The organism is Candidatus Eisenbacteria bacterium (genome assembly GCA_016235265.1).
In the GTDB taxonomy this organism is placed as follows: domain Bacteria; phylum Eisenbacteria; class RBG-16-71-46; order RBG-16-71-46; family JACRLI01; genus JACRLI01.
Window position 1 is genome coordinate 18966 of sequence record JACRLI010000010.1, and the last position, 21570, is coordinate 40535.

Sequence of the window (21570 nt, forward strand, 5' to 3'; positions counted from 1 at the left end):
CCGGGGGATGAGGACGAAATCGAATCCCTCACCCAGCCGATGCTGATCGAGGAACCTCCCCTGACAGAGGCACCGCCGATGACGCACACCACGCTGGAACACGAAGTTCCGCCCGCACCCGCCGCCGTGTCCTTCTACCCGGCCTCGATGCGCGCCACCGCCACGCACCTGGCCGCGTTCCTGGACGAACAGCGCTCGGCCACCGACGCCGCGCACGGCCATGCCTGGCTCTGGGACGAGGTCCTGGGCGACCTCGTGGCGCTGCGGGAGGTGACTTCGGGCGTCACCCCCGTGGATGGCCCGGGCGACTGGGCCCAGCGCTGGATCCGTCGCGCGTGGTCGGAGCGGCGCGCGCTGGTGTTCCAGGAGTCGCCGCTGGTGCCCGAGGGCGGCGTGCCGCAACGCTCGCGCGCCATGCTGGCGCTCCCGGTGGGAGACGAGGGGATTCTCTACCTCGAAGACGCCTGGCTGCCCGCCGACGTGCGCGCGCCGGGCCGGGAGGGCCTGGCCCGCGTCGCCCGCCAGTGGGCGGACTCGGTGGCCGCCTCGCGCGCCGAGCTGGCCCGGGTGCTGCGCCAGCGCATTCAGGACCACGTGGGCCCCGCGGTGTTCGACATCCTGCCGGAGGACGGCGCCTGTGACCCGTGGCCGTCCACGGCCGCCCGACTGGCCGAGCTGCTGGAGGCCGACGCGGTGGTGTTCCACTTCCCCGACGGGGGAGCCGTGGCGGCGGCGCCCTCGCTGCCCGATGCGCGCCTGGAACCTCTGGTCGAGATGCTGGCCGGCATGCCGGCGGACGCGCTCCGCGCGCTGCCGCGCCTGGCGGCCCGCGCTCGCACCCCCGAGGGCCACGCGCTGCGCGAGATGGGGCTGACCTCGCTGCTCGGCTGGGCCCGCGGCGACGGCCTCGAGCGCGTCGCGGTGGGCGCCGTGCGCGCCGTGGAATCCGGCCGCGACGAGTTCCACCCCGAGCACTTGGTGGCGCTCAAGAAGCTCCTGGCCCTGGCCAGCGCCCTCAGCCGGCCGGCGTAGCCGCGGCGAAATCGGGGACCTCATGCCCGCACCCTCGACGCGCGCCGGGCGGATCCGCGTATTGCCTCCCCAGGTGGTGGCCCAGATCGCCGCGGGGGAGGTGATCGAGCGGCCTGTCTCGGTCCTCAAGGAACTCCTCGAGAACGCCCTGGATTCCGGCGCCTCGCGCTGCGACATCCGCCTGGGCGCCGACCCCTCGAGCCTCATGGAAGTCACCGACGACGGCAGCGGCATGGGGGCCGACGAGGTGCCCCTGGCGCTCACCCGGCACGCCACCAGCAAGATGCCCGAGAGCGGCACCCTCGAGGAAGTGACCACGCTGGGCTTCCGGGGCGAGGCGCTGCCGTCCATCGCCACCGTGGCGCGCGTGACGCTGGAGACGCGCCCCGGCGCCGAACAGTCCGGCACGCGCGCCCGCGCCCACGGTGAGGAGTTGCGCCTGGAGGAGTGCGCCCGCGCCGCCGGCACCACGGTGCGCGTGGAGGACTTGTTCGAATCCCTCCCCGGGCGCCGCAAGTTCCTGCGCTCCGCGCGCAGCGAGGTCCGCGCCGCCGTCCGCCTGGTCAGCGCCTATGCCCTGGCCCGCCCGGACGTGGCCTTCACGCTGGAAGTGGACGGCCGCGAGCAGCTGCGCTGGGCGCGCGCCGCGTCGCTGCGGGAGCGCGCGCTGGCCGTGTTCGGCGTGAGCCTGGACGACGGCTTCGTGCCCCTCTCGGGCGGCACCCCGCCGCTGCGCCTGCAGGGCTTCCTGGGCCGCCCCGAGCGCCACCGCTCCACCCGCGAGGACCAGTACTTCTTCGTCAACGGGCGCTGGGTGCAGAACGGCTTCCTAGCCCAGGCCCTGCGCCAGGGCTACCGCTCGCTGCTGCCTCCAGACCGGCACCCTGCGGCGGTGGTGCTGATGGAGTTGCCCGCCGACCAGGTGGACGTAAACTTCCATCCCACCAAGCGCGAGGTGCGCTTCGCCCAGGAGAGCTGGATCTGGAACGAGCTGCGTCGCGGGGTGGAGCAGTCGCTGGCGGTGCTGGGGCGCGCCGACGCCGGGGGAGGGCCATGGATCTCCGGCGCCGAGGGCGGGCCGGCCTGGCCCGAGGGGAGCCGATCCGTCCCGCCGGGGCCCGACGCCTGGGCCAGCTTGCTGCGCACGGCGCCGCTGCCGCTGCTGGGTCATGAAGTGCGCGACGCGGGCGAAGCCCGCGCCGCGGAAGCCGCGCTGGAGAAGGGCGGTCCGGACCCCGAGGCGGTCCCGGGGCCCGGCTTCGGGCTGTGGCAGCTCCATCGCACCTACATCCTGGCGCCCATCCGCAGCGGGCTGCTGGTGGTGGACCAGCACGCGGCCCACGAGCGGATCCTCTACGAGGACGCGCTGCGCCGTCTGCGCGGCCGGGCCGAGGCCGGGCAGACGCTGCTCTTCCCGCTGGTCCTGGAGCTGGACGCCTCCGAACTGGATACGCTGCTCGACCTCACACCCCACCTGGAACGGCTGGGTTTCAGCTTCGACCTGTTGAGCGGGCGCAGCCTGAACGTGCGCGCCATCCCCGCGGGCGTGTCCCGCTGGCAGGACGGCGAAACCCTGCGCCGGCTGCTGCGCGAGGGGCGGGCTTTCGCGCACGATCCGGCGGGCGCGGAGGGGGTGGCCGAGAAGCTGGCCCGCTCCTTCGCCTGCCACAGTGCGGTGAAGGCGGGCGATCCGCTTACCGCCCTGGAGATGCAGGGGCTCATTGACGGGCTGTTCGCCACCTCGATGCCGCATGGCGACGTGCACGGGCGCCCCACGCTGGTGCGTCTGGGCCTCGAGGACTTCGAGCGCCTCTTCGGGCGGCGCCGTGGACAGCCGCTCCTGTAGGCCCCTGGCCGTCCTCGTCGGCCCCACCGCCGCGGGCAAGACCGCGGTGGCCCTGGAGCTGGCGGACCTCCTGGCGCGCGACGGCCCGCCGGTCGAGATTCTCTCCGTGGATTCCCGCCAGGTGTTCCGCGGCATGGACATCGGCACCGCCAAGCCCACGCCCGCCGAGAACGCCCGCGTCCGGCACCACCTGGTGGACCTGGTGGACCCCGGCGAGTCCCTGTCCGCGGGCGCGTTCCGCCGACACTTCGACGCGGCCGAAGCCGGGCTGGCAACACGCGGCGTTCGTCCCCTGGCCGTGGGCGGCTCCGGGCTGTACCTCAAGGCGGTCACGCACGGGCTGTTCCAGGGCCCGGCGGCGAGGGCCGACCTGCGCGCGGCCTGGGAGCCGCGCCCGGTGGAGGAGTTGCACGCGGAGCTGCGCTCGGTGGACCCCGAGACTGCGGCGCGCCTGGCACCGCGCGATCGTCAGCGCATCGTGCGCGCGCTGGAAGTCTTCCACACCGAGGGCCGGCCGCTGAGTGCGCTGCATCGCGAACGCCCGGGCTCGGGCCGCCCCGTGGCGGTGGTGGGCCTGGAGCGCCCCCGCGAGGAGTTGTACGCGCGCATTGACCGCCGCGTGGAGGCCATGGTGGCCGCGGGGCTGGAGGAGGAGGCACGACGCCTCTGGGAGCGGCGCCTGCCGCCCGACACCGGGGCCATGAAGACCGTCGGGTACCGGGAGTGGTTCCCCCGCTTCGAGGGCCGGCGCTCCGGGGCCGAGGCGGTGGAGGAGATCCAGCGCAACACGCGGCGCTACGCCAAGCGCCAGCTCACCTGGTTTCGGGCCCTCCCGGGCGTGGCCTGGGTCCCTGCGGGGGCCGGGCCGGGGGAAGCCGCCTCGGGGGCGCGGAAGGCGCTTCAAAAACTGCTTGACCCTATGGGCACAACACCATAGCCTAGCGTTCGATAGCATGGAGAGCGGGCATAACTCAGTGGTAGAGTGTCAGCTTCCCAAGCTGAAGGTCGCGGGTTCAAATCCCGTTGCCCGCTCCATCCCTCTTGCACGGGTGCCGCGGCGGAAGCGCCGCGGCCTCTTCTCATGAACCTGCCCATCGTAGCCATCGTCGGCCGGCCCAACGTCGGCAAGTCCACGCTCTTCAACCGGCTTCTCGGAAGGCGCCAGGCCGTGGTGCACGACGAGCCCGGGGTGACGCGTGACCGCCACTACGCACGCGCGGAGTGGGGGCGGCATCATTTCTACCTTGTGGACACGGGCGGGCTCATGCCTTCCGAGGAGTCCGGCATCCTCCACCAGGTGCGCCTGCAGGCCGAGGCGGCCATCGAGGAGGCCGACCTGGTGCTGTTCCTGGTGGACGCCAAGGTACCTCCCACCGACCTGGACCTCGAGATCGCCCGGCGCCTCTTCAAGCACTCCGGCAAGGTGATGCTGGTGGTGAACAAGGCCGATGGTGACCGCGAGGACTGGGAGAGCGGGGAGTGGATCCGGATGGGACTGGGAGAGCCCTTCCCGGTGTCCGCGTTGCACGGGCGCTCCGTGGGCGACCTGTTGAGCGAGGCCACTTCGCGCCTGGCCAAACCGGTCGAGGAGGTCGAAGACCCCGACGTGATCCGCGTGGCCGTGGTGGGCCGGCCCAACGTGGGCAAGTCCTCGCTGGTGAATGCCCTGCTGCGCCAAGAGCGCATGGTGGTGGATGCCGTGCCCGGCACCACCCGCGACGCCATTGACACCGAGGTGGTGGTGGACGGCCGGCGCTTCGTGCTGGTGGACACCGCCGGGCTGCGCCGCAAGGCGAAGGTGCACGACCCCACCGAGTTCTACTCCGGCATCCGCACCCAGCAGAGCCTGGAGCGCTGCCACGTGGCGGTGGTGCTGCTGGATGCCTCGGAGCCGCTCAGCACCCAGGACGTGCATGTGGCCTCCACGGTGGCCGGGCTCAACCGTGCCGCGCTGCTCGTCTTCAACAAGTGGGATTTGGTTGGAAAGGAGACCAACACCGCCCGCGACATGGAGCAGGACGCGCGCGACCGAATGCCGTTCATGGAATACGCCCCGGCGGTGTTCATCAGCGCCCTGACCCGCCAGCGGGTGAGCGCGCTGTGGCCGCTGCTGGAGAAGGTGCACGCCCAGGCCACGCGCCGCATCGGCACCGGCGAGCTCAACCGCTTCTTCGAGGACCTGCAGAAGCGCAACCCGGCCCCGGCGAGCAAGTCCGGGCTGCGGCCGCGAATCTACTACGCCAACCAGACCGGGGTGCTGCCGCCCACCTTCAACCTGTTCGTGAACCATCCCCGGGCCATCGCACCCAACTACTCCAAGTTCCTCCAGAACCGCATGCGCGACGACCTCGAGATCGTGGGCACGCCGGTGCTGCTGCGCTTCCGGAAGAGCGACTGAGCATGCGCGCCGCGCTGCTGCTCCTCGCCGCGTACCTGCTGGGCAGCCTGCCGTGGTCGCTGTGGGCTTCGCGGCTCCGCGGGGTGGACCTGCGCACCGTGGGCAGCGGCAATCTCGGGGCCACCAACGTGTATCGCGCGCTGGGGCCGGCGTGGGGCATCGGGGTGCTGGCGCTGGACATGCTGAAGGGGGCGGCCGCGGTGGCGCTGGCGCGGAGCTTCAGTTCGCAGGAGCCGGTGTGGCTACCCTCGGCGGCCCTGGTGACGGCGGTGCTGGGCCACGTGTTCACCGTGTTCGCCGGGTTCCGGGGAGGCAAGGGCGTGGCCACCGGGCTGGGAGGCTTCCTGGCGCTGGCGCCGATCCCGGGCTTCACTGCCGTGGGGGTGTGGCTGGCCCTGTTCGCAGTGTCGCGCATCGTGTCGCTGGCCTCGCTGGCAGCGTTCGTTGCGCTGCCGGTGGCCGAGATCCTGACCGGAAGCGGGCGGCCGGACTTCGCCTACGTGGTGGGGCTCACGGTGCTGGTGGCGATGCTGGTGTGGTGGCGGCACCGGGACAACATTCGCCGCATCCTCGGCGGGCAGGAGCCCCGGTTGGGCTCGAAGCCCGGGGCGGGGACCGCCCGTGGCTGAGCCCGCCGCGAGCCGCGTGGGCGTGCTGGGAGCGGGAAGCTGGGGCACCACCCTGGCGCTGCACCTCGCGCGCAAGGGCGAGACCGTGACCCTGTGGGACGGGGACGCCGCGCACGTGGCGCGCCTGGAGGCCGAGGGCCGCAACGAGCGCCACGTGCCGGGTGAGAAGTTTCCGCCCTCGATCACGGTGACACCGTGGCTCGAAGACGCCTGCGGCGGGCCGGTAGTGATCTTCGCCGTGCCCGCCGCGGCCATGACCCCGGTGGCCGAGTCGGTGGCGAAGGCGCATCCGGAGTGGGCCGGTCTGCCGGTCACCGTGGCCAAGGGCTTCGAAGGCGAGAGCGGCCGGCGCATGAGCCAGGTGCTGGCCGGCGCGCTGCCCGCCGCGGCTTCCCGGCGCGTGGTCGCGCTGGCGGGGCCGTCGCTGGCGCGGGAGGTGGCCGGGGGCCTGCCCGTCACGCTGGTCGCCGCCGGCCCGGAGGCCGAGGCCCGCGAGGTGCAGGCGCTCTTCTCGGGTCGCAACATGAGGGTGTACACCAACCCGGACATCGCAGGGGTGGAATATGCCGGAGCGCTCAAGAACATCATCGCCATCGCCGCCGGGATCCTGGATGGCATGGGGCTGGGCGACAACGCCCGCGGCGCGCTCATCACCCGCGGACTGGCCGAGATGGTCCGCCTGGGCACGGCGCTGGGCTCCCGGGCGGAGTCCTTCTACGGTCTGTGCGGGGTGGGGGACCTGGTGACCACCTGCTCCAGCCGCCTTTCGCGCAACCACCAGGTGGGGGAGCGGCTGGCAGGGGGACAGAAGCTGGAGGCGATCTTGCAGGAACTGGGACAGGTGGCCGAGGGTGTGCCCGCCGCGCGCGCCGCGGTGGACCTGGCCCGCCGCGCGGGGGTGGAGATGCCCATCGCGCAGCAGGTCCACGAGGTGTTGTTCTCGGGAAAGGACCCGCGCCGCGCGCTCGACGAGCTGATGAGCCGCGGCCTGAAGCCGGAAGTGAACGCGACGCGGTAGGGTGCCGCGTGCGCACCGAACGCCCCGCGGGGGCCCCGGCGGAGCCGCGCCGGGCAGGCCGCGGAGGCGCAGAGGAGGAGGCCCCATGCCGGAAACGGCGCCCCGCCTTTCGAAGCCCTACTACTCCATCAGTGAGGTGGCAACCATCACCGAGGTGAAGGCGCACGTCCTCCGCTACTGGGAGACGCAGTTCTCCATGCTGCGCCCCAGGAAGAACCGCGCCGGCAACCGCATGTACCGGCCGCAGGACATCGAATTCGTGCTCTACCTTAAGGATCTGCTCTACGAGCGCCGCTTCACCATCCAGGGCGCCAAGCAGAAGATCCTCACCGACAAGCGCACCGCCCACGCCGACCCCGAGGTGCGCGAGCAGGTGGAAATGGACTTCAGGCAGGCCGGTAAGCAGCGCCTGCTGGGGGAGGTCCGCCAGGGGCTGGAGAACCTGCTCAAGGAGTTGAAGAAGAAGCTCTAGTCCTGCGGGCCGGCCGGAGGGTCATACTGGACACTGGCTATCAACTGCGTTATCATTCATCAATTCCAGGTTGGCAGGGAATCTTCGCGCGATCCGTTCCAGCGGGCCCAACCCCGGTCCGCGCCGCTGCTGGACCCAAGCTCGAGGTGCCCCATGCAGGGAACCACTCCAGGCGCTTGCGCCCCCCGGTTGCTGCGGCTCCCCAGTCCCTCCGCCCTCGCTCTCGCACTTGTGCTCACGCTGCCCTCCGCACCTGTCCACGCCCAGATCGGCATCGAGCACATCCCGACCGTCGACGCCAAGCATGTCCTGGCGGGGGACGTGGATGGGGACGGATTCAAGGAAATCGTGGCAGTCGAAGCCGTCGAGTACACCCCGGTGTATTCTGTGCGCGCCCAGGTCTACAAGCGGCGCGGAATCCGCTGGGAACTCCTGGACTCCTTCCTCCTTGACGTAGACTGGGTCAACGACCGCGCCCAATTGCTGCGGCGCAACGGCGACACCGGGCCTCTGGACCTGGTGATCAACAAGAACTCCCACGGCGGGCTCTACGTGTACCAAAACGACGGGACGGGACACTTCGCCTCGCCTCCCGTTGTGGTGCCCACTCCCTCGGACTGCGCGGTGCAGTTGCCTGGAGCGCTGTACGTCGACCCGTTGCGACCGTCCTCGGGGCAGTTCCTGGTGTGCGCGGCGTGGATCAATGGCCCGGTGGGCGCGGGACTGGCCTGGTTCCCCCTGCCACTGGGATCGGCGAGTGCCACACTCGAAGCAACGTCCGGAGCAAGCCCAATCCAGGTCGCCGTCGCCGACTTCGACGGCGATACCCGGCCGGACATGTGGGTCGGTGGTCTCATGGAGCGCGGGCCCGGCTGGTGGCCCAACCAGTGCATGTACCGCTTCGGCACCGGGCCAGGCCGCGAAATGGGAGCCTGGCAGGACCTGGGTCTCTCGAGCTTCGGCCTGGACGAGTACAATCCGCCACATGTCTCCGACGCCGACAACGACGGCGACCTGGACGTCCAGGGGGGGCTGGGGGACGCGTTCTCCGCGCTGCCGTCCCAGGTGGGCGGCATGGAAAACGGCGGCGGCACCGACATGATGGCCTATGGAGGTTCGCTCACCGGGCCGCAGAAGCGCTATTCCCTGATCTACAAGTGGGCGGACCTCAACCATGACAACCTCACGGACGTGGTGACCCTGTCGCTGGGTCGGCCCGTCCAGACGAACTTCGGCTTCGCCGACTCGCTCGGATTCACATCCTTCCTCGGCATCGCGGGCCTCGGCATCAGCTACGATTCCCAACGCGTCTACGATTGCCACAATTCCCCCAACACCGACGCCACCAGCGGCTTCGATCTTGAACTCGCCGACCTCGACGGGGACGGCAATGAGGACGTGGCGCTGCTGACTCCGGGCAGCATCACCGTCTATCCCGGGCGCGGCGACGGGTCCTTCGTCTTCGGCCCCGACGCGCCCGCGATCCGGCAACTGGAGCTCGGACCCGAGGCGGCACGAGTGCTCGCGCTCGCGGACATGGACCAGGACGGCCACGGGGAAATACTCGTGGGGCTGGAGAGCCCCACCAACTCGCTCCAGCGCATCGAGGTGGATTCCCTCACGTCCGAATTCGCGGTGCGCCAGAGCGTGGATGCCGGCGTGGTGGTCACCCACATTGCGGTCGGTGACCTGCGGATGGATGGGATCACTGACGCGGTGCTGGGGCGAGGGCCGAATACGATCGCGGTGGCCCGACTCGAAGGCGCGCCGGCTTACCTGAGCGTCACCTCCTACGACGAGCCGCTGGACGGCGGCAGTGGCGCAGGTGAGATCCGCGGCCTGGCGCTGACGGATGTGACCGGCGACTCCCTGCCCGAAATCATAGTCACCAGCCCGGGGGCGCTCGGAGACCACTACGAGATCGACGATGTTTCCAACGACCCATGGTATCTGCCAAGCCTGCACTACTTCCAGGTATCGGGCGGGGTGACCGGCTGCGCACTCGGGCCATGGACCACCGGCACGCCCCAACCGGACCTGATCGCGCTCTTCCGGGACAGCAGCCAGGTGCATTATGTCGAGGATCCCAGCCCCACGGGCAGCCTCAGCAACATGGTGGGCAGGCCAGGGAGCATCGCCCCGCGCACGGATTCCCCGCACCCCTTCGAGATGACGTTCCTGGGCGGCACCTGGCCGGGGTACCACATGGTGGTGGCCAACGCCGGCTCGCATGAGGTGAGTATCCTTCGGCAGTACGCTCCCGACACGCCGGTCTGGGTCGACTTCACGACCTACCCCGTGGCGGGCGAGCCCGTGGCCGTCGCGATCGGCGATCTCAACGGGGACCATGTTCCGGACGTGGCGGTGGCTTGCGACGCTCCCAGCACCTTGACGATCTACTACGGGGACGCTGCGGGAGGGCTCACCGGCAGGCGGGACATCCCGGTCGTGGGCGTGGGACCGCTCCGCGATGTCCGGATCGGAGACGTGACCCGAGACGGCAGTCCGGACCTGGTCTACCTGACATCCGGGGCCGCGTTCGGGGGTCCGGCCGCGCGTCCTTCGGGCACCCGCCGCACGGCCGCGTTGCGTTCCGACCTGTTCGCCATCGATTTCCGCGGGGACCGGCCGGGCGTGGTCGGGGTCGGCGGTCCGCCTGCAGGTGGCGGAAGGGCCGGGCGGGTTGAATTGTCCCTGGCCCCGAACCCGATGAGAGGATCCGGCAGCGTGGCCTTCTCGATGCCGACTGCCGGCCACATGGTCCTGGAAGTGTTTGATGTCAGCGGGCGACGGGTGGCCCGAGTGGCCGAGGGGATGTTCCCAGCCGGCCGGCACAGCCTGGTCATTGGTCCCACGGTCCTGGGAGCCGCCGCGCGCAGCGGCGTGTACTTCGTGCGGTTACAGACGCCGGCGGGAATCAGCACGCGGCGCATGGTCCGGGTGAACTGATCCCCCGGGCGCGACCAGCTGCCGCAACCAGGCGTCATTTCACGGTCATTTCACGGGCCTTGCCAGCCGCAAGGCCCGTGGCCTATTATCCGCCTACCGGACCGTCTCCTGGCGGTCCGCCCCTATCGGTCGGGGCGTAGCGCAGCCTGGTAGCGCACTAGCATGGGGGGCTAGTGGTCGCTGGTTCAAATCCAGTCGCCCCGACCATCTTCTCCTTCCCGAATCGCCGCACCTGATGCTGAATTCCCTCGGATACGCGATGGGCGACCTTCTGTGCCGGGCTCTTCCCGTGCCCGCGCTGTACCGGCTTGCCCATTTCCTGGCCGACGTGTGCTTCGCCGTGCGCGCCTCGGCGCGCGAGGCGGTGTGCGGCAACCTGCGCGTGGTGCTGGGTCCGCGGGTGTCCGAGGCGCGGGTGCGGACGCTGGGCCGGCGCGTGTTCCGCAATTTCGCGGAGGGCATCGTGGACTTCCTGCGGCTGGGCGCGCTGCCGCCCGGGGAGCTGGAGCAGGCCTTCGAGGTGGAAGGCCGCGAGCACCTGGAGCAGGCGGTACGCAGCGGAAGCCCGGTCCTTTTCCTCACCGGCCACCTGGGCAACTGGGAGTGGGGCGCCGCCTGGCTGGGGCGCAAGGGCGTGTTGAAGGGCGTGGTGGCACAGCGTCACCCCGCACAGGGCGTGGAGCGGCTGTTCCGCGAACGGCGCGAGGCATTCGGCCTGCGCGTGTTCACCGAGCGCGACTGCGCCCCCGGCGTGCTGGGCGTGCTGCGGGCGGGCGGCACGGTGGGAATGCTGGGGGATCGCGACGTGACCCACGACGGCACGCGCGCCGACTTCTTCGGCCGGCCCACGCGGGTGCCGCGGGCGCACGTGAGCCTGGCGCTGCGCTCGGGCGCGGTGATCCTGCCGGGCTTCGTGCTGCGCCAGCCCGACGGCCGACAGCTCCTGATCTTCGAGCCGCCCCTGGACCCGCGCGTGCTGGGCGGCCGGGAGGGGGGCGTGGATGCCTGCCTCAAGGTCCTCGAGAAGTACATCCGGCGCTACCCCGAGCAGTGGATGGTCTTCGAGCCGGTGTGGCCGGACGCCGGAGGAGGCCTCAAGTGGGCCTAGGCTCGACCGGAAGGGAGGTCCCGCGTGCCTGAGGCGCCCCTGACGCCCGCGGTGCTTATCCCCGCGTACCAGGCGGCCAGCAGCCTCGCCGGCGTGATCGACGGCGTGCGCGCGGCGCTTCCCGGGGTTCCCATCCTGGTGGTGGACGACGGCTCCACGGACGGCACCGGCAAGGTCGCCCGGGCCGCCGGGGTGGACGTGATCACCCACCTGCGCAACCGGGGCAAGGGCGACGCCCTGCGGACCGGCTTCGGCGAGCTCGCGGGCCGCTGCGGCGCGGTGATCACGCTGGATGCCGACGGCCAGCACGAGCCCTCCGAGATCCCCGCGCTCCTCGCCCGCCTGGGGGCCGAGGGAGCCGACATCTGCGTGGGCACCCGCATGGGGGACACCCGCACCATGCCCCCGGTCCGTCGCCTCGCCAACCGCGCCGGTTCGGCCGTGCTGGGCTGGCTCGCCGGTGCCCGCCTGGAGGACACCCAGAGCGGCTACCGGGTCTATCGGGCGTCTGCTCTTCCGGCGCTAATGGACGCCCCGGGACGGGGATACGACTTTGAATCAGGGGTCTTGATTCGGGCCTGCCGTTTGGGTATGCTCGTGGTCTTTGAGTCTGTCACCACGCGCTACGGGGACGAGAAAAGCCATTTTCGTCCCTTCCGCGACGGGTTCCGATTCCTCCGCCTCGTGGCGGCCAGCATGCCCGGGATGTGGGCACGTCGGCGGGGCTTCCCGGCCTGACCGACGGGACGGGAACGGTTTCGAGTGACGGGCAGCGTCTGGTTCGGGGCGTGGCTCAGCCTGGTAGAGCACCTGCTTCGGGAGCAGGGGGTCGGAGGTTCAAATCCTCTCGCCCCGACCATCCTCCATAATTCGAGGCCGTACCGCGGGCCGGCGCCCCGGCCTCCGGCCGCCCGCCGGTTCCATCCATGAAGCGCATCTATGCCCGCGTAGAAGGCAGGGTCCAGGGGGTCGGTTTCCGCTATGTGACCGCCCGCCGGGCCCTCGAATTGGGGCTCACCGGCTGGGTGCACAACCTGCCCGGGGGCCATGTCGAGCTGGAGGCCCAGGGGGCCGCCTCCGACGTGGCCCGGCTGGTGGAGTTCCTCCACAAGGGGCCGCCCGCGGCGCGCGTGGACCAGGTCCACGTGAGCGCCCACCCGGTGGCCGACGGGGAGCAGGGGTTCCGAATCCTCTGACGCGAGACCATCCATGAGCGCACGGACGCCCACCCCGAAGACATTCCGCGAGAAGGTCCAGGAGGCCCTCGAGACCGCGCCCGACCAGGGTGCGGTGGAGGTCAGCGAGGATCTGCTCGCCTCGCCCGACTTCGAAGCCTCTGAATTCGACGACATGGTGTACGCCGCCACCGCCCAGGGGGTGACGGTCCGGGACGCGCCGGAGCCGGAGGACCGCGGCCCCGAGCCGGGCACGCCCTTCGCCGACGCGCTGCAGCTCTACCTGCGCGAGCTGGCCCGCTACCCGGTGCTGCTGCCCGCCGAGGAACGCGGCCACTTCAAGGCGCTGCGCGACGGCCGCCACCAGCTCCGCGGGCGCATCATCGAGGCCAACCTCCGGCTGGTCGTGTCCATGGCCGGGCGCTACCGGAATCGCGGCGTGCCGTTCGGGGACCTCATCGAGGACGGCAACGTGGGCCTGATCGTGGCGGTGGACCGCTTCGACCCCGACCTGGGCAACCGCTTCAGCACGTACGCGTCGTGGTGGATCCGCCAGAGCATCCTGAGGGGTATCGCCACGCACGCGCGCACCGTGCGCATCCCGGTGCACGTGATCCAGCGGATCAACCATTACATCACCACCGAGCGCCGGCTGGGCCACGAACTCATGCGCCGCCCCACGCTGGACGAGGTGGCGGAGCGCATGGGACTGCCGGCGTCCAAGGCCGGCGAAGTGGTGCGCCTCATCGAGGGCATCCGCTCGCTGGACGAGATCGCCGCCAACGAGAGCATCCGCGAGGTGGCCAAGCTGCAGGTGCCCGACCCGTCCCCGAGGCTGGACGACCTGCTCATCATCCAGGAGGAATTCCGCAACCTGGAGGACGCGCTCACGCAGCTCTCGGGCCGCGAGGAGTCGCTGCTGCGCATTCGCTATGGTTTCGTGGACGGCAACGCGCGCACCCTGGCCGAGACCGGGGACGTATTCGGCATCAGCCGCGAGCGCACTCGCCAGATCGAGAAGCGCGCGCTGGCCAAGCTCAAGAAGTTCCTGGAAATGGTGGAGACCGGGGCCCGGCCGGCCCCCAAGAGAGGATGGGTGCATTGAGCGACTCGCTGGGACGCCACATTCGTACCATCCCGGACTTTCCCAAGCCCGGGATCCTGTTCCGCGACATCACCACGCTGTTCAAGAACGGCCCGGCGCTGCGCCACGCGCTGGCGCTGCTCGAAGCCCACGCCGCCGAGAAGGAGATCGAGATGGTGGTGGGGATCGAGGCCCGCGGCTTCATCCTGGGCGGGGCGCTGGCCGCCCGCATCGGAGCCGGCTTCGTGCCCGCGCGCCGTCCCGGCAAGCTGCCCGGCAAGTCGCTCAAGGAGAACTACCATCTTGAGTACGGCGAGGGCGTGCTGGAGATCCACGAGGACGCGTTCAAGATGGGGCAGCGCGTGCTGATCACCGACGACCTGCTGGCCACCGGGGGCACCGCCCGCGCGGCCGTGCGCCTGGTGGAGAAGCTGGGGGCGCGCGTGGTGGGGCTCTCGTTCATCGTGGAGCTGGACGAGCTCGGCGGGCGCAAGGCGCTGCCGGGATACGAGGTGTATTCGCTGATCCACTACTAGCAGGGCATTCATACCTGCCGACAATTCGAGTGGCGTCACGCCTGGGGGATCGACGCCCCTTCCGCCCGGTAGACGTTGAGGCGGTTGTAGAGAGTCTTGAGGCTCATCTGAAGCAGGTCGGCTGCCCGGCGCTTGTCCCCGGCGCACTCGTGCAGCGTGGCCAGGATCAGGCGCCTCTCGGCGTCCTCCAGGGACGTGCCCACCGGGATCTCCAGGCAGCCCGCCGCCGGCCCCGGAGGCGCGGCCTTCTCACCCACCGGCAGCAGCCGCGCGCCGATCTCGGCTTCCGCCATGATGGCCGCGCGCTCCACCACGTTCTTCAGCTCCCGCACGTTTCCCGGCCACGGATAGTCCCGCAGCTGCCCGCGGGCATCGGGGGCGAAGGCCTTGCGCGTGCCCTCGCGCCGGTTCACGTCGGCGAGGAAGCGGTCGGCCAGGGCGTCAATGTCCTCGGTGCGCTCGCGCAGCGGGGGAATCCGGATGGGGAACACGTTCAACCGGTAGTAGAGGTCCTTGCGCAGCGTGCCCGAGGCCACCGCTTCCTCGGGGTTCCGGTTGGTGGCGGCGATCACGCGCACGTCCACCCGGATCGTCTCCGAGCCGCCCACGCGGATGATGCTGCCGGATTCCAGCGCCCGCAGCAGCTTCACCTGCAACTCGGCCGGCATCTCGGTGATCTCGTCCAGGAACAGCGTCCCGCCGTGCACTTCCTCGAAGTAGCCGCGACGGCCCCGGTCGGCGCCGGTGAAGCTGCCCTTCTCGTGCCCGAACAGCTCGCTGTCAATGAGGCTCTTGGCCACCGCGCCGGCGTTGACCGCCAGGAAGGGCATGGAGCGGCGCCGGCTCAGCCGGTGGATGGTCTCGGCGGCCAGCTCCTTGCCCGTGCCGCTCTCGCCGCTGATCAGCACGCTGGCGTGGGTGGGCGCCACCTTCTCGATCAGGTCGTAGACTTCCTGCATGGCGGCCGAGCGACCCACCATGTTGCCGAAGCGACCCAGCTCGCGCAGCTCCTCGCGCAGGCCGCGCACCTGGGCCTTGAGGTCGCGGGTGCGGCTGAAGTTGGCCAGGATGGTCTTGAGCCGGGCGCGGTCCACCGGCTTGGTGAGGTAGTCCAGCGCGCCCTCGCGGAGGGCAGCCACCGAGGACTCCACCGTGGCGTTGCCGGTGATCACGATCACCTCGGCGCCCCGCGCCAGGTCCTCGTCGCGCAACAGGTCCAGCCCGCTGCCGTCGGGAAGCCCCAGGTCCGCCAGCACGATGTCCACGTCCGTGCGCGAGCCCCGCGCCCGCACCTCGGCGATGGAGCCCGCCTCCTCCACGGAGAAGCCCTCCCGCTCCACCAGCATGGCCAGGCTGGAGCGAAAGCCGGTGTCGTCGTCCACCACCAGCGCGCGCAGCGAGTCGGTCATGCCTCCTCCCTCACCGCAGGTAGCGTGAAGTGGAACGTGGCGCCGGTCTTCCCATCGCTCTCGGCCCACATGCGCCCGCCCTGCCGGCGAATGATCTTCGCCGCGATGGCCAGGCCCAGCCCCGTGCCCTCGTACTCGTTGGAGGCGTTCAGCCGCTTGAATGGCTCGAACAACGTGCCCGCCAGGGGCGGATCGAAGCCGATGCCGTTGTCCGCGACCGAGTAGACGCACTCGCCGCCGCTCACCGCGCCGCTCACGCGCACCTTGCGCAGCGGGCGCCCGCGCGAGTACTTGAGGGCGTTGCTGAACAGGTTGGCGAACACGCGCGGCACGAAGTCGGGATCGGCGTGCGCGCGGGGGAGGTCCCCGAGCTCCAGCTCCGCGGGGGCGGGGGCGCCGTCGCCCGAGAGGGCCTCGGCGAAGGCGCCGCGCGCCACCGCGGTCATGTCCACATCCTTGCGCTCCAGCTCGCCCTGGCCCACCCAGGTGAGTTGCACCAGCTCGTTGAGCAGCCGCACCGCGGCGCCCGCGCTGGAGCGGATCCGAGAGGTGAGCCGCAGGCCTTCCTCCCCGAGCGCCTGGCCGTGGTCCTCCTCCAGGATCTCGGCGAAGTTGATCACCGCGCCCACCGGAGAGCGCAGGTCGTGCGAGAGCGAGTGGCTGAACGTCTCCAGCTCCCGCAGCGCCTCGTGCAGTTCCGCGGTGCGTTGCGCCACTCGGGATTCCAGCTCGAGGTTCATGCGGCTCAGCTCGCGGTCGCGCTCGGAAAGCTCGCGCACCCGGGCGTCCAGGGACCGGTTCGCGGCGGCCAGCTCGCCCGAGTACTCGCGCAGGCGCAGGATCTGGAACACGATCGCCGCCAGGGCCAGGGACAGCAGCAGCCCGGTGAACAGGAAGTAGTCCTCCCAGCGGGAGCCGGTGGAGCCCACGTACTCGCGCGTGGGCCGGTACTCCACGATCCACTCCTTGCCGGGGGAGAGGAACAGGACCCGGCGGATGTTCATCCACTCCGGCGCCTCCTCGGCCGGCAGCCCGCTGCTGATCAGCACCTGACCGTCGGCCCGGCGCACGGTGAAGGCGAGCTGCCGCGTGATCTCAAAGCCGACGTCCGCCACCACCGAGTTGGGATTGAGCTCGGCCACCATCATGCCCACGCGCCCCGCGGGCGTGCGCACCGCGCGGTAGACCTGCACCCCTTCGCCGGCGTCGGAGAAGCCGTTGTCGGTGCCGGGGACCACCAGGCGCGCCCGGGCGTCCAGGATGCGCGCGAGCGGCATGCTCTGGCCCGCGGTGCGCGAGGCGATGCGGACGTCTTCGGAGTCCCGGTCCACCCAACCCACCCAGGCCACGCCGGGGAAGTGGGAGAGGACCATCTGCGTGTCGAAGCGCCACGCGTCGGGATCGTTGAGGCCGTAGAGCTGCCAGTAGGTGGCAAGGTTGTGCAGCGCATTCACGTGCAACTGCAATTGCCGCTGCATGGCGCCGCGGTTGGCCTCCGCGATGGAGGTGAGCCCGGCGGTCACCTGCGAGCGGCGGTCCTCGCGCGCGCGGAACCAGATGCCCAGCGTGGCAACCGCGCCCATGGCTCCCACCAGCAGGGCGACCGCGAGTCTTCTGCGAAATCTCAGGAGGTTCATGACCGTGTCCGTGGAACAGGGCCCGGATCGAGCCACACCCGCGCAGGCGCCTGCTGGGGCCAGGGCTGCGGGCGGCGTGACGGGAGTGACGTGGGGGGTGGAACGCAACCTGATGATAGCCGAATCAACGGATGAAATGCCTCAATTCAGAATGAACTACACAAGACGCTAGAACACAAGCACTTACAGTCCAGGGCTGCCACGTCTCCAGCTGGCGGGACATTGTAACTTCTTCAATTCACACGCCTCCGGGGCCCATGGTTCCCACTTTTCGTCGAGCGGCCGCCATCGCCTGAGAGCCGGGGGAGGCGGCATCCTGTTGTGCCGCATGGAGTGGGAGCCTTCTTGAAGGTGAATGCGGTTGGCTCGCTCCGGCTGGCATGCGAGGTGCAATAGGAGTTGAAGCGAAGACTTGCGCGGGCTCGCGAAGGAAGGAGTCGGGACGCCCCTTCTGAGACCGGGCCCGCGCGGGGTTAGGGGAACAGGCCGCCGGACACTGCTCTGACGATCCAACTCGCATCGACCGCGTCCGGCGGCCACCCCGGCTTCTCAATTGGAGAGCCGCAGACGAGTCAACCAGGAATGGATACGCGCCGCGGCCTGGGAAGTACGTGGGAATGCCTGCCGCTCGACATGGGGGGTTGGGCGACAACGCACCCCGCGACAGGCCGCGGCGCGTCCATTGACAGGAGGAGTCATGAGGAATCACAGGATGAGCACCGCATGGATCGGCGTGGCGCTGATCGTCGTCGGCGGGACGCTCTCCGCAGGCTGCGCCACCAAGGGCTTCGTGAGGAACTACGTGGAAGGCCAGACCGCGCCGCAGCGCGAGGCCATCACGCGCCTGGACGGGGACGTTGCCGCGGTGCGAGTCACCGCCGACTCGGCGAACGCGCGCAGCCTGGCCGCGGAGCAGTCCGCGCGCCTGGCCATGGATGAGGCCGCCGCAGCCCGCAGGCTGGCCTCGAAGATCGCCAGCGGCGAGCTGAAGTACAACGTGGTGCAGTCGAACGAAATCCGGTTCGCGTTCAACAAGTTCGCGCTGGACGAGGTGTCCACCGCGAAGCTGGACGAGCTGGCGACGCTGCTGGAGCAGCACCCGCGCTACGTGCTGGAGATCACCGGCAATACCGACAACGTGGGCAGCTCCCGCTACAATCTGCACCTGGGCGAGGAGCGCGCCGAGACGGTGCGCCGCTACCTGAACGACGCGCATCACGTGCCGCTGGCCAAGATGGCCACCATCTCCTTCGGTTCCGGCAAGCCCGTGGCCCACGGGGAAGGCGCGTCCGTGCGCGCCCTGAACCGCCGCGCCGAGATCCGGGTGCTGGAAATCCAAGACACCGACCTGGCGGCCGTGGCCAGGGCAGAGTAGCTCCCGGCATCCCTCGGAGGCGGGCCGCCTGTCGTCCGAATCGCCCGAACCGTTCGAAGATGGCGCCTTCTGCGCCCGCCCGCTCCACGGCAGTTGCTGTGGGGCGGGCGGTTCGTTTGCGTCCTGCTGGCGGCCGCGGCGGGGCGGGGGATGGCGCCCACGAGGACCAGGCTTCCGTGCACACCTCAACCGCCGTGCCAAATCCGCGATGCGGGGCGGGAGCGAAGATGGTACTCTGGCGCCGGACCCGTCGGCGCCGAGGCGCGGGCCGGTCCCCGGCCCCGAGTCATGGCCGGCCCACCGTGCCCGGCCCCCGTAGCTCAGTATGGATAGAGCAGCGGTTTCCTAAACCGTGTGTCGCAGGTTCGACTCCTGCCGGGGGCACCAACTTGCAGCGAAGTCCGCTCAAGGACGCACGCCCGGATTGCGCTGGGTCACCCGATGCGCCAGGGTTGGGTTGCTCCTCCTCGCCGCACCCCTTCCTCGTGTGGCCCCGGCCTGAAGGTCCTCCATGACCAGGCTGCTGCGCATCTCCAGCACGATAGGCTGTGTCCTCGCCGCATTGGGGTCTGTCTCGTGTGCGGAGAAGGTCGTGAATCCACCCGCCTCGCCCCAGTTCCCGGATTCGGTGCTCGTAGGCTACGTGCACGATGCGCATGTGTTGGCCTGGCGGGATCTGACGTCAGGCGGACAGGTTGCGACGGATCAGATCGAAATCCCCCAAGCAACCGCGGACGAGTACTACCAGGCCCTGAAACGCGTCTACCTCGCGTGCCCTGGCAAGGCCCCCTTCGCGGACATCCACATCAGCGTGGGAAACGACCTCAGAATGATTGTGGTCGGCGTCAGGAAGACAGCGCACTGGGCCGACTCTCTGATCGCCGGAGCTAGCACGACAGGAAACGCTCGCTTCGACTCCCTCCGCAGAGAGTACCGGTTCTCGCTCGTCGACGTGAGCCCCTTCACCGAGACTAGCAGGGTACTCGTCCTCCAGCTCCCGCGTGACATGAACACGCTGGCACTGATCCCGATGTTCATTCCGATTGAGGGGGTGGTGTTTGCGGAGCCCAATTCACGTCCCTATCCCGGACTCGACATCATCGCCACTCCGGGAACTGGCCACCGGCTTCGCCTGCAGTACGTCCAAGTGTGTACGCTGTGGCAGTTCACTCTGAGCCCCGGGGACACCGTCACGTTCGATGGCCATTGGGGCATCCCCTGCAAAGGGGTCAGGCAGCGGGCGGAGCACCAGAGGGGAGGCATGTGAAGGTGGCCTCCAACGTGGCCTCCACCTCTTGCATTCGTTTCGTGGCCGCAGTTAGGTTGCGGCTGGGAACCAGTTCCTTTCTAAACCGTCTGCCGAAGGTTCGACTCCTGCCGGCGGCACCACGCTCTGTCAACAAGATCCGGGGTAATTCACGTACTGGACGTCGCAGCTACCGGAGCCTCACCAGGCGCTGCATAGCTCTCTGGTCCCCCGCGCGCAGGGAGGCGAAGAAGACTCCGGTGGCCACCTTGACCCCGGGGGCCGTGCATCCATCCCAGACCACCTGGTGCTTCCCGGGGCCCTGTCGCTCCCCGGCGATGAGGGTGCGGACCAAGCGGCCGGACAGGTCGCACACGATCAAGTTCACCTCGGACTCGTGGGCCAGTGTGTAGGCGAGCGTGGACGAGCTGGTGAAAGGATTCGGCCAGCCGATTATCGCCAGCTCGCCGCCGCGGCCCCGTCCCGCGGCCGGCACATCAGTCGTCCGGGGTGCGCCTTCCACTGAAAACGCGCAGAACTGCCCGGTTTCGGACCACCAACCTGCACTCCGCTGCCGGTAGGCACGGTAGTCGCCGACAAGGTCGACCGACCAGTGCCAGCTCTGCAGGCCATCGGCCGGAGTGGAAAGCGCCACCCAGTAGGTTTTGCCCGCCTCCAGCATCAGCTCGGTGGGAAATTCCACGGTCACGACCGCCACGTCCGCGGGAGCAGTGGTCTGGCGGGTGGCGAGCACCCTCCCGGGCGTGGGGAAGGGCGTGCCGGCGAGCGTGTCGGACATGATCATCACGTCTGTCACGTGCGTGCCCCACCAGTTGTCCAGTGCGAGCCGTACGACGATGGAGCCGTAGGAGGCGTTTGCGGGAATGTGGAAGTCACAGGCGATATCGGCCTCGTGTTGCCCCAAGGGCTCGAGAGGCCCAACGGCGCTCCAGCCACCGCCGGGGGTGTGGGGGAACGAGGAGAACAGGACATCGGAGCGCGCCGGCCACGCCAGCAATGCAAGCAGCGCGAAGGGCACGAGCCACTGCATTTGAGGAGTTCGCATGGGAACCTCTCTTCCGTTGGCTTCCACAATGGGGCGCTTGGGATTTGGAACCAATGGACCCAGGTGAGCCGGCGGAGACCGGACAGGATGCGCTCTTCGTCGCGAACGAAGAGAACCAGGGCGGGCAGTTTGCTGCATCACAAACCGTGACCTGAGGACTGCCACGCGCAGTCCCGGTGTCGCGCCGCCCGTGGGAATTGCATGACGCCGCAGGAGTTGCGAGCGCCCATGGGTGACGCTGCCTGAGAGGCCATACAATTATGCTCCCAGCACGGTGGGTCTCGTCAAGCGGCGTCGGCGAGCAGGCCTCCACAGGCCGGGATCGCTCGACCTCATCATCTGGAGCCCAGGATCAGCCGGAAGGGGAACGACTGCGCGGACGGATTCGGGGGCGGGCTGAGTTTCACCCCGAACCGCTGGCCGTTCGCTTCGCCTGTCCCCGCGGTGCCGTCGGCGACTAGATAACCGGACCAGGACGCCGTCCACGTGACGTTTCCAGGCATCCCTGCGAGCCGACGTCAACGGAAGGACCGTGGTCGGCAGGGGCAATGTGCCTTCCCGGCCGGCACTCGCAGACCTGGGACGGCGGG

General features: G+C 70.0%; 18 protein-coding genes and 4 tRNA genes. 19 read left to right on the forward strand and 3 right to left on the reverse strand.

Annotation, left to right across the window (positions count from 1 at the left end):
• The first annotated feature begins 78 nt into the window (after positions 1 to 78).
• The 16 genes from HZB25_05450 to HZB25_05525 all read left to right on the forward strand — a co-directional run bounded on the left by HZB25_05450 (position 79) and on the right by HZB25_05525 (position 14247).
• A complete protein-coding gene (locus HZB25_05450) occupies positions 79 to 1032 on the forward strand; it encodes a hypothetical protein (GenBank protein MBI5836672.1) in 954 nt (317 codons plus the stop codon).
• A 22-nt stretch (positions 1033 to 1054) separates the two neighbouring features.
• Positions 1055 to 2878 carry a DNA mismatch repair endonuclease MutL gene (gene mutL / locus HZB25_05455; GenBank protein ID MBI5836673.1) on the forward strand — a complete coding sequence of 608 codons (1824 nt, stop codon included), beginning with the start codon at positions 1055 to 1057 and terminating at the stop codon, positions 2876 to 2878.
• The gene (miaA, locus tag HZB25_05460; protein ID MBI5836674.1) at positions 2784 to 3815 is read left to right on the forward strand and encodes a tRNA (adenosine(37)-N6)-dimethylallyltransferase MiaA; all 1032 of its coding nucleotides are present in this window, start codon (positions 2784 to 2786) and stop codon (positions 3813 to 3815) included. The genes mutL and miaA overlap by 95 nt, the downstream gene beginning before the upstream one ends.
• Before the next feature lie 23 nt (positions 3816 to 3838).
• A tRNA-Gly gene (locus tag HZB25_05465) sits at positions 3839 to 3913 on the forward strand.
• Positions 3914 to 3959: 46 nt separating this feature from the next.
• Positions 3960 to 5276, forward strand: coding sequence for a ribosome biogenesis GTPase Der (gene der, locus HZB25_05470; GenBank protein MBI5836675.1), 1317 nt, complete (start codon positions 3960 to 3962; stop codon positions 5274 to 5276).
• A 2-nt stretch (positions 5277 to 5278) separates the two neighbouring features.
• The gene (gene plsY, locus HZB25_05475; protein ID MBI5836676.1) at positions 5279 to 5905 is read left to right on the forward strand and encodes a glycerol-3-phosphate 1-O-acyltransferase PlsY; all 627 of its coding nucleotides are present in this window, start codon (positions 5279 to 5281) and stop codon (positions 5903 to 5905) included.
• Positions 5898 to 6923, forward strand: coding sequence for an NAD(P)-dependent glycerol-3-phosphate dehydrogenase (locus HZB25_05480; protein ID MBI5836677.1), 1026 nt, complete (start codon positions 5898 to 5900; stop codon positions 6921 to 6923). Before plsY ends, HZB25_05480 begins: the two co-directional genes overlap by 8 nt.
• 85 nt (positions 6924 to 7008) lie before the next feature.
• Positions 7009 to 7395, forward strand: coding sequence for a MerR family transcriptional regulator (locus HZB25_05485; GenBank protein MBI5836678.1), 387 nt, complete (start codon positions 7009 to 7011; stop codon positions 7393 to 7395).
• A 189-nt stretch (positions 7396 to 7584) separates the two neighbouring features.
• Positions 7585 to 10344, forward strand: coding sequence for a T9SS type A sorting domain-containing protein (locus tag HZB25_05490; protein ID MBI5836679.1), 2760 nt, complete (start codon positions 7585 to 7587; stop codon positions 10342 to 10344).
• Between the two features lie 130 nt (positions 10345 to 10474).
• Positions 10475 to 10551, forward strand: a tRNA-Pro gene (locus HZB25_05495).
• A gap of 52 nt (positions 10552 to 10603) precedes the next feature.
• Entirely contained in the window at positions 10604 to 11452 is an 849-nt protein-coding gene (locus tag HZB25_05500) for a lysophospholipid acyltransferase family protein (protein ID MBI5836680.1), read from the forward strand.
• A 24-nt stretch (positions 11453 to 11476) separates the two neighbouring features.
• Positions 11477 to 12190 (forward strand): glycosyltransferase family 2 protein, encoded by a 714-nt coding sequence (locus tag HZB25_05505; protein ID MBI5836681.1) that lies wholly within the window; start codon positions 11477 to 11479, stop codon positions 12188 to 12190.
• Positions 12191 to 12234: 44 nt separating this feature from the next.
• Positions 12235 to 12311: transfer RNA gene (locus HZB25_05510), tRNA-Pro, on the forward strand.
• A 67-nt stretch (positions 12312 to 12378) separates the two neighbouring features.
• Positions 12379 to 12648 (forward strand): acylphosphatase, encoded by a 270-nt coding sequence (locus HZB25_05515; GenBank protein ID MBI5836682.1) that lies wholly within the window; start codon positions 12379 to 12381, stop codon positions 12646 to 12648.
• A 13-nt stretch (positions 12649 to 12661) separates the two neighbouring features.
• Positions 12662 to 13732, forward strand: a complete 1071-nt coding sequence (locus tag HZB25_05520) for an RNA polymerase sigma factor RpoD/SigA (GenBank protein MBI5836683.1) — start codon at positions 12662 to 12664, stop codon at positions 13730 to 13732.
• Positions 13720 to 14247, forward strand: coding sequence for an adenine phosphoribosyltransferase (locus tag HZB25_05525; GenBank protein ID MBI5836684.1), 528 nt, complete (start codon positions 13720 to 13722; stop codon positions 14245 to 14247). The genes HZB25_05520 and HZB25_05525 overlap by 13 nt, the downstream gene beginning before the upstream one ends.
• 35 nt (positions 14248 to 14282) lie before the next feature.
• On the opposite strand, the gene HZB25_05530 is transcribed toward HZB25_05525, so the two are convergent.
• Entirely contained in the window at positions 14283 to 15656 is a 1374-nt protein-coding gene (locus HZB25_05530; GenBank protein ID MBI5836685.1) for a sigma-54-dependent Fis family transcriptional regulator, read from the reverse strand.
• Positions 15653 to 17293, reverse strand: coding sequence for a hypothetical protein (locus HZB25_05535; GenBank protein MBI5836686.1), 1641 nt, complete (start codon positions 17291 to 17293; stop codon positions 15653 to 15655). The genes HZB25_05530 and HZB25_05535 overlap by 4 nt, the downstream gene beginning before the upstream one ends.
• A gap of 697 nt (positions 17294 to 17990) precedes the next feature.
• Between HZB25_05535 and HZB25_05540 the strand changes: the two genes are divergently transcribed.
• From HZB25_05540 to HZB25_05550, 3 genes are all read left to right on the forward strand, one after another.
• Entirely contained in the window at positions 17991 to 18668 is a 678-nt protein-coding gene (locus HZB25_05540) for an OmpA family protein (GenBank protein ID MBI5836687.1), read from the forward strand.
• A gap of 309 nt (positions 18669 to 18977) precedes the next feature.
• Positions 18978 to 19055: transfer RNA gene (locus tag HZB25_05545), tRNA-Arg, on the forward strand.
• A gap of 124 nt (positions 19056 to 19179) precedes the next feature.
• Positions 19180 to 19935 carry a hypothetical protein gene (locus HZB25_05550; protein MBI5836688.1) on the forward strand — a complete coding sequence of 252 codons (756 nt, stop codon included), beginning with the start codon at positions 19180 to 19182 and terminating at the stop codon, positions 19933 to 19935.
• A 169-nt stretch (positions 19936 to 20104) separates the two neighbouring features.
• Here the strand turns inward: HZB25_05550 and HZB25_05555 are convergent, their stop codons facing one another.
• Positions 20105 to 20980, reverse strand: coding sequence for a hypothetical protein (locus HZB25_05555; protein MBI5836689.1), 876 nt, complete (start codon positions 20978 to 20980; stop codon positions 20105 to 20107).
• Positions 20981 to 21570: the final 590 nt, after the last annotated feature.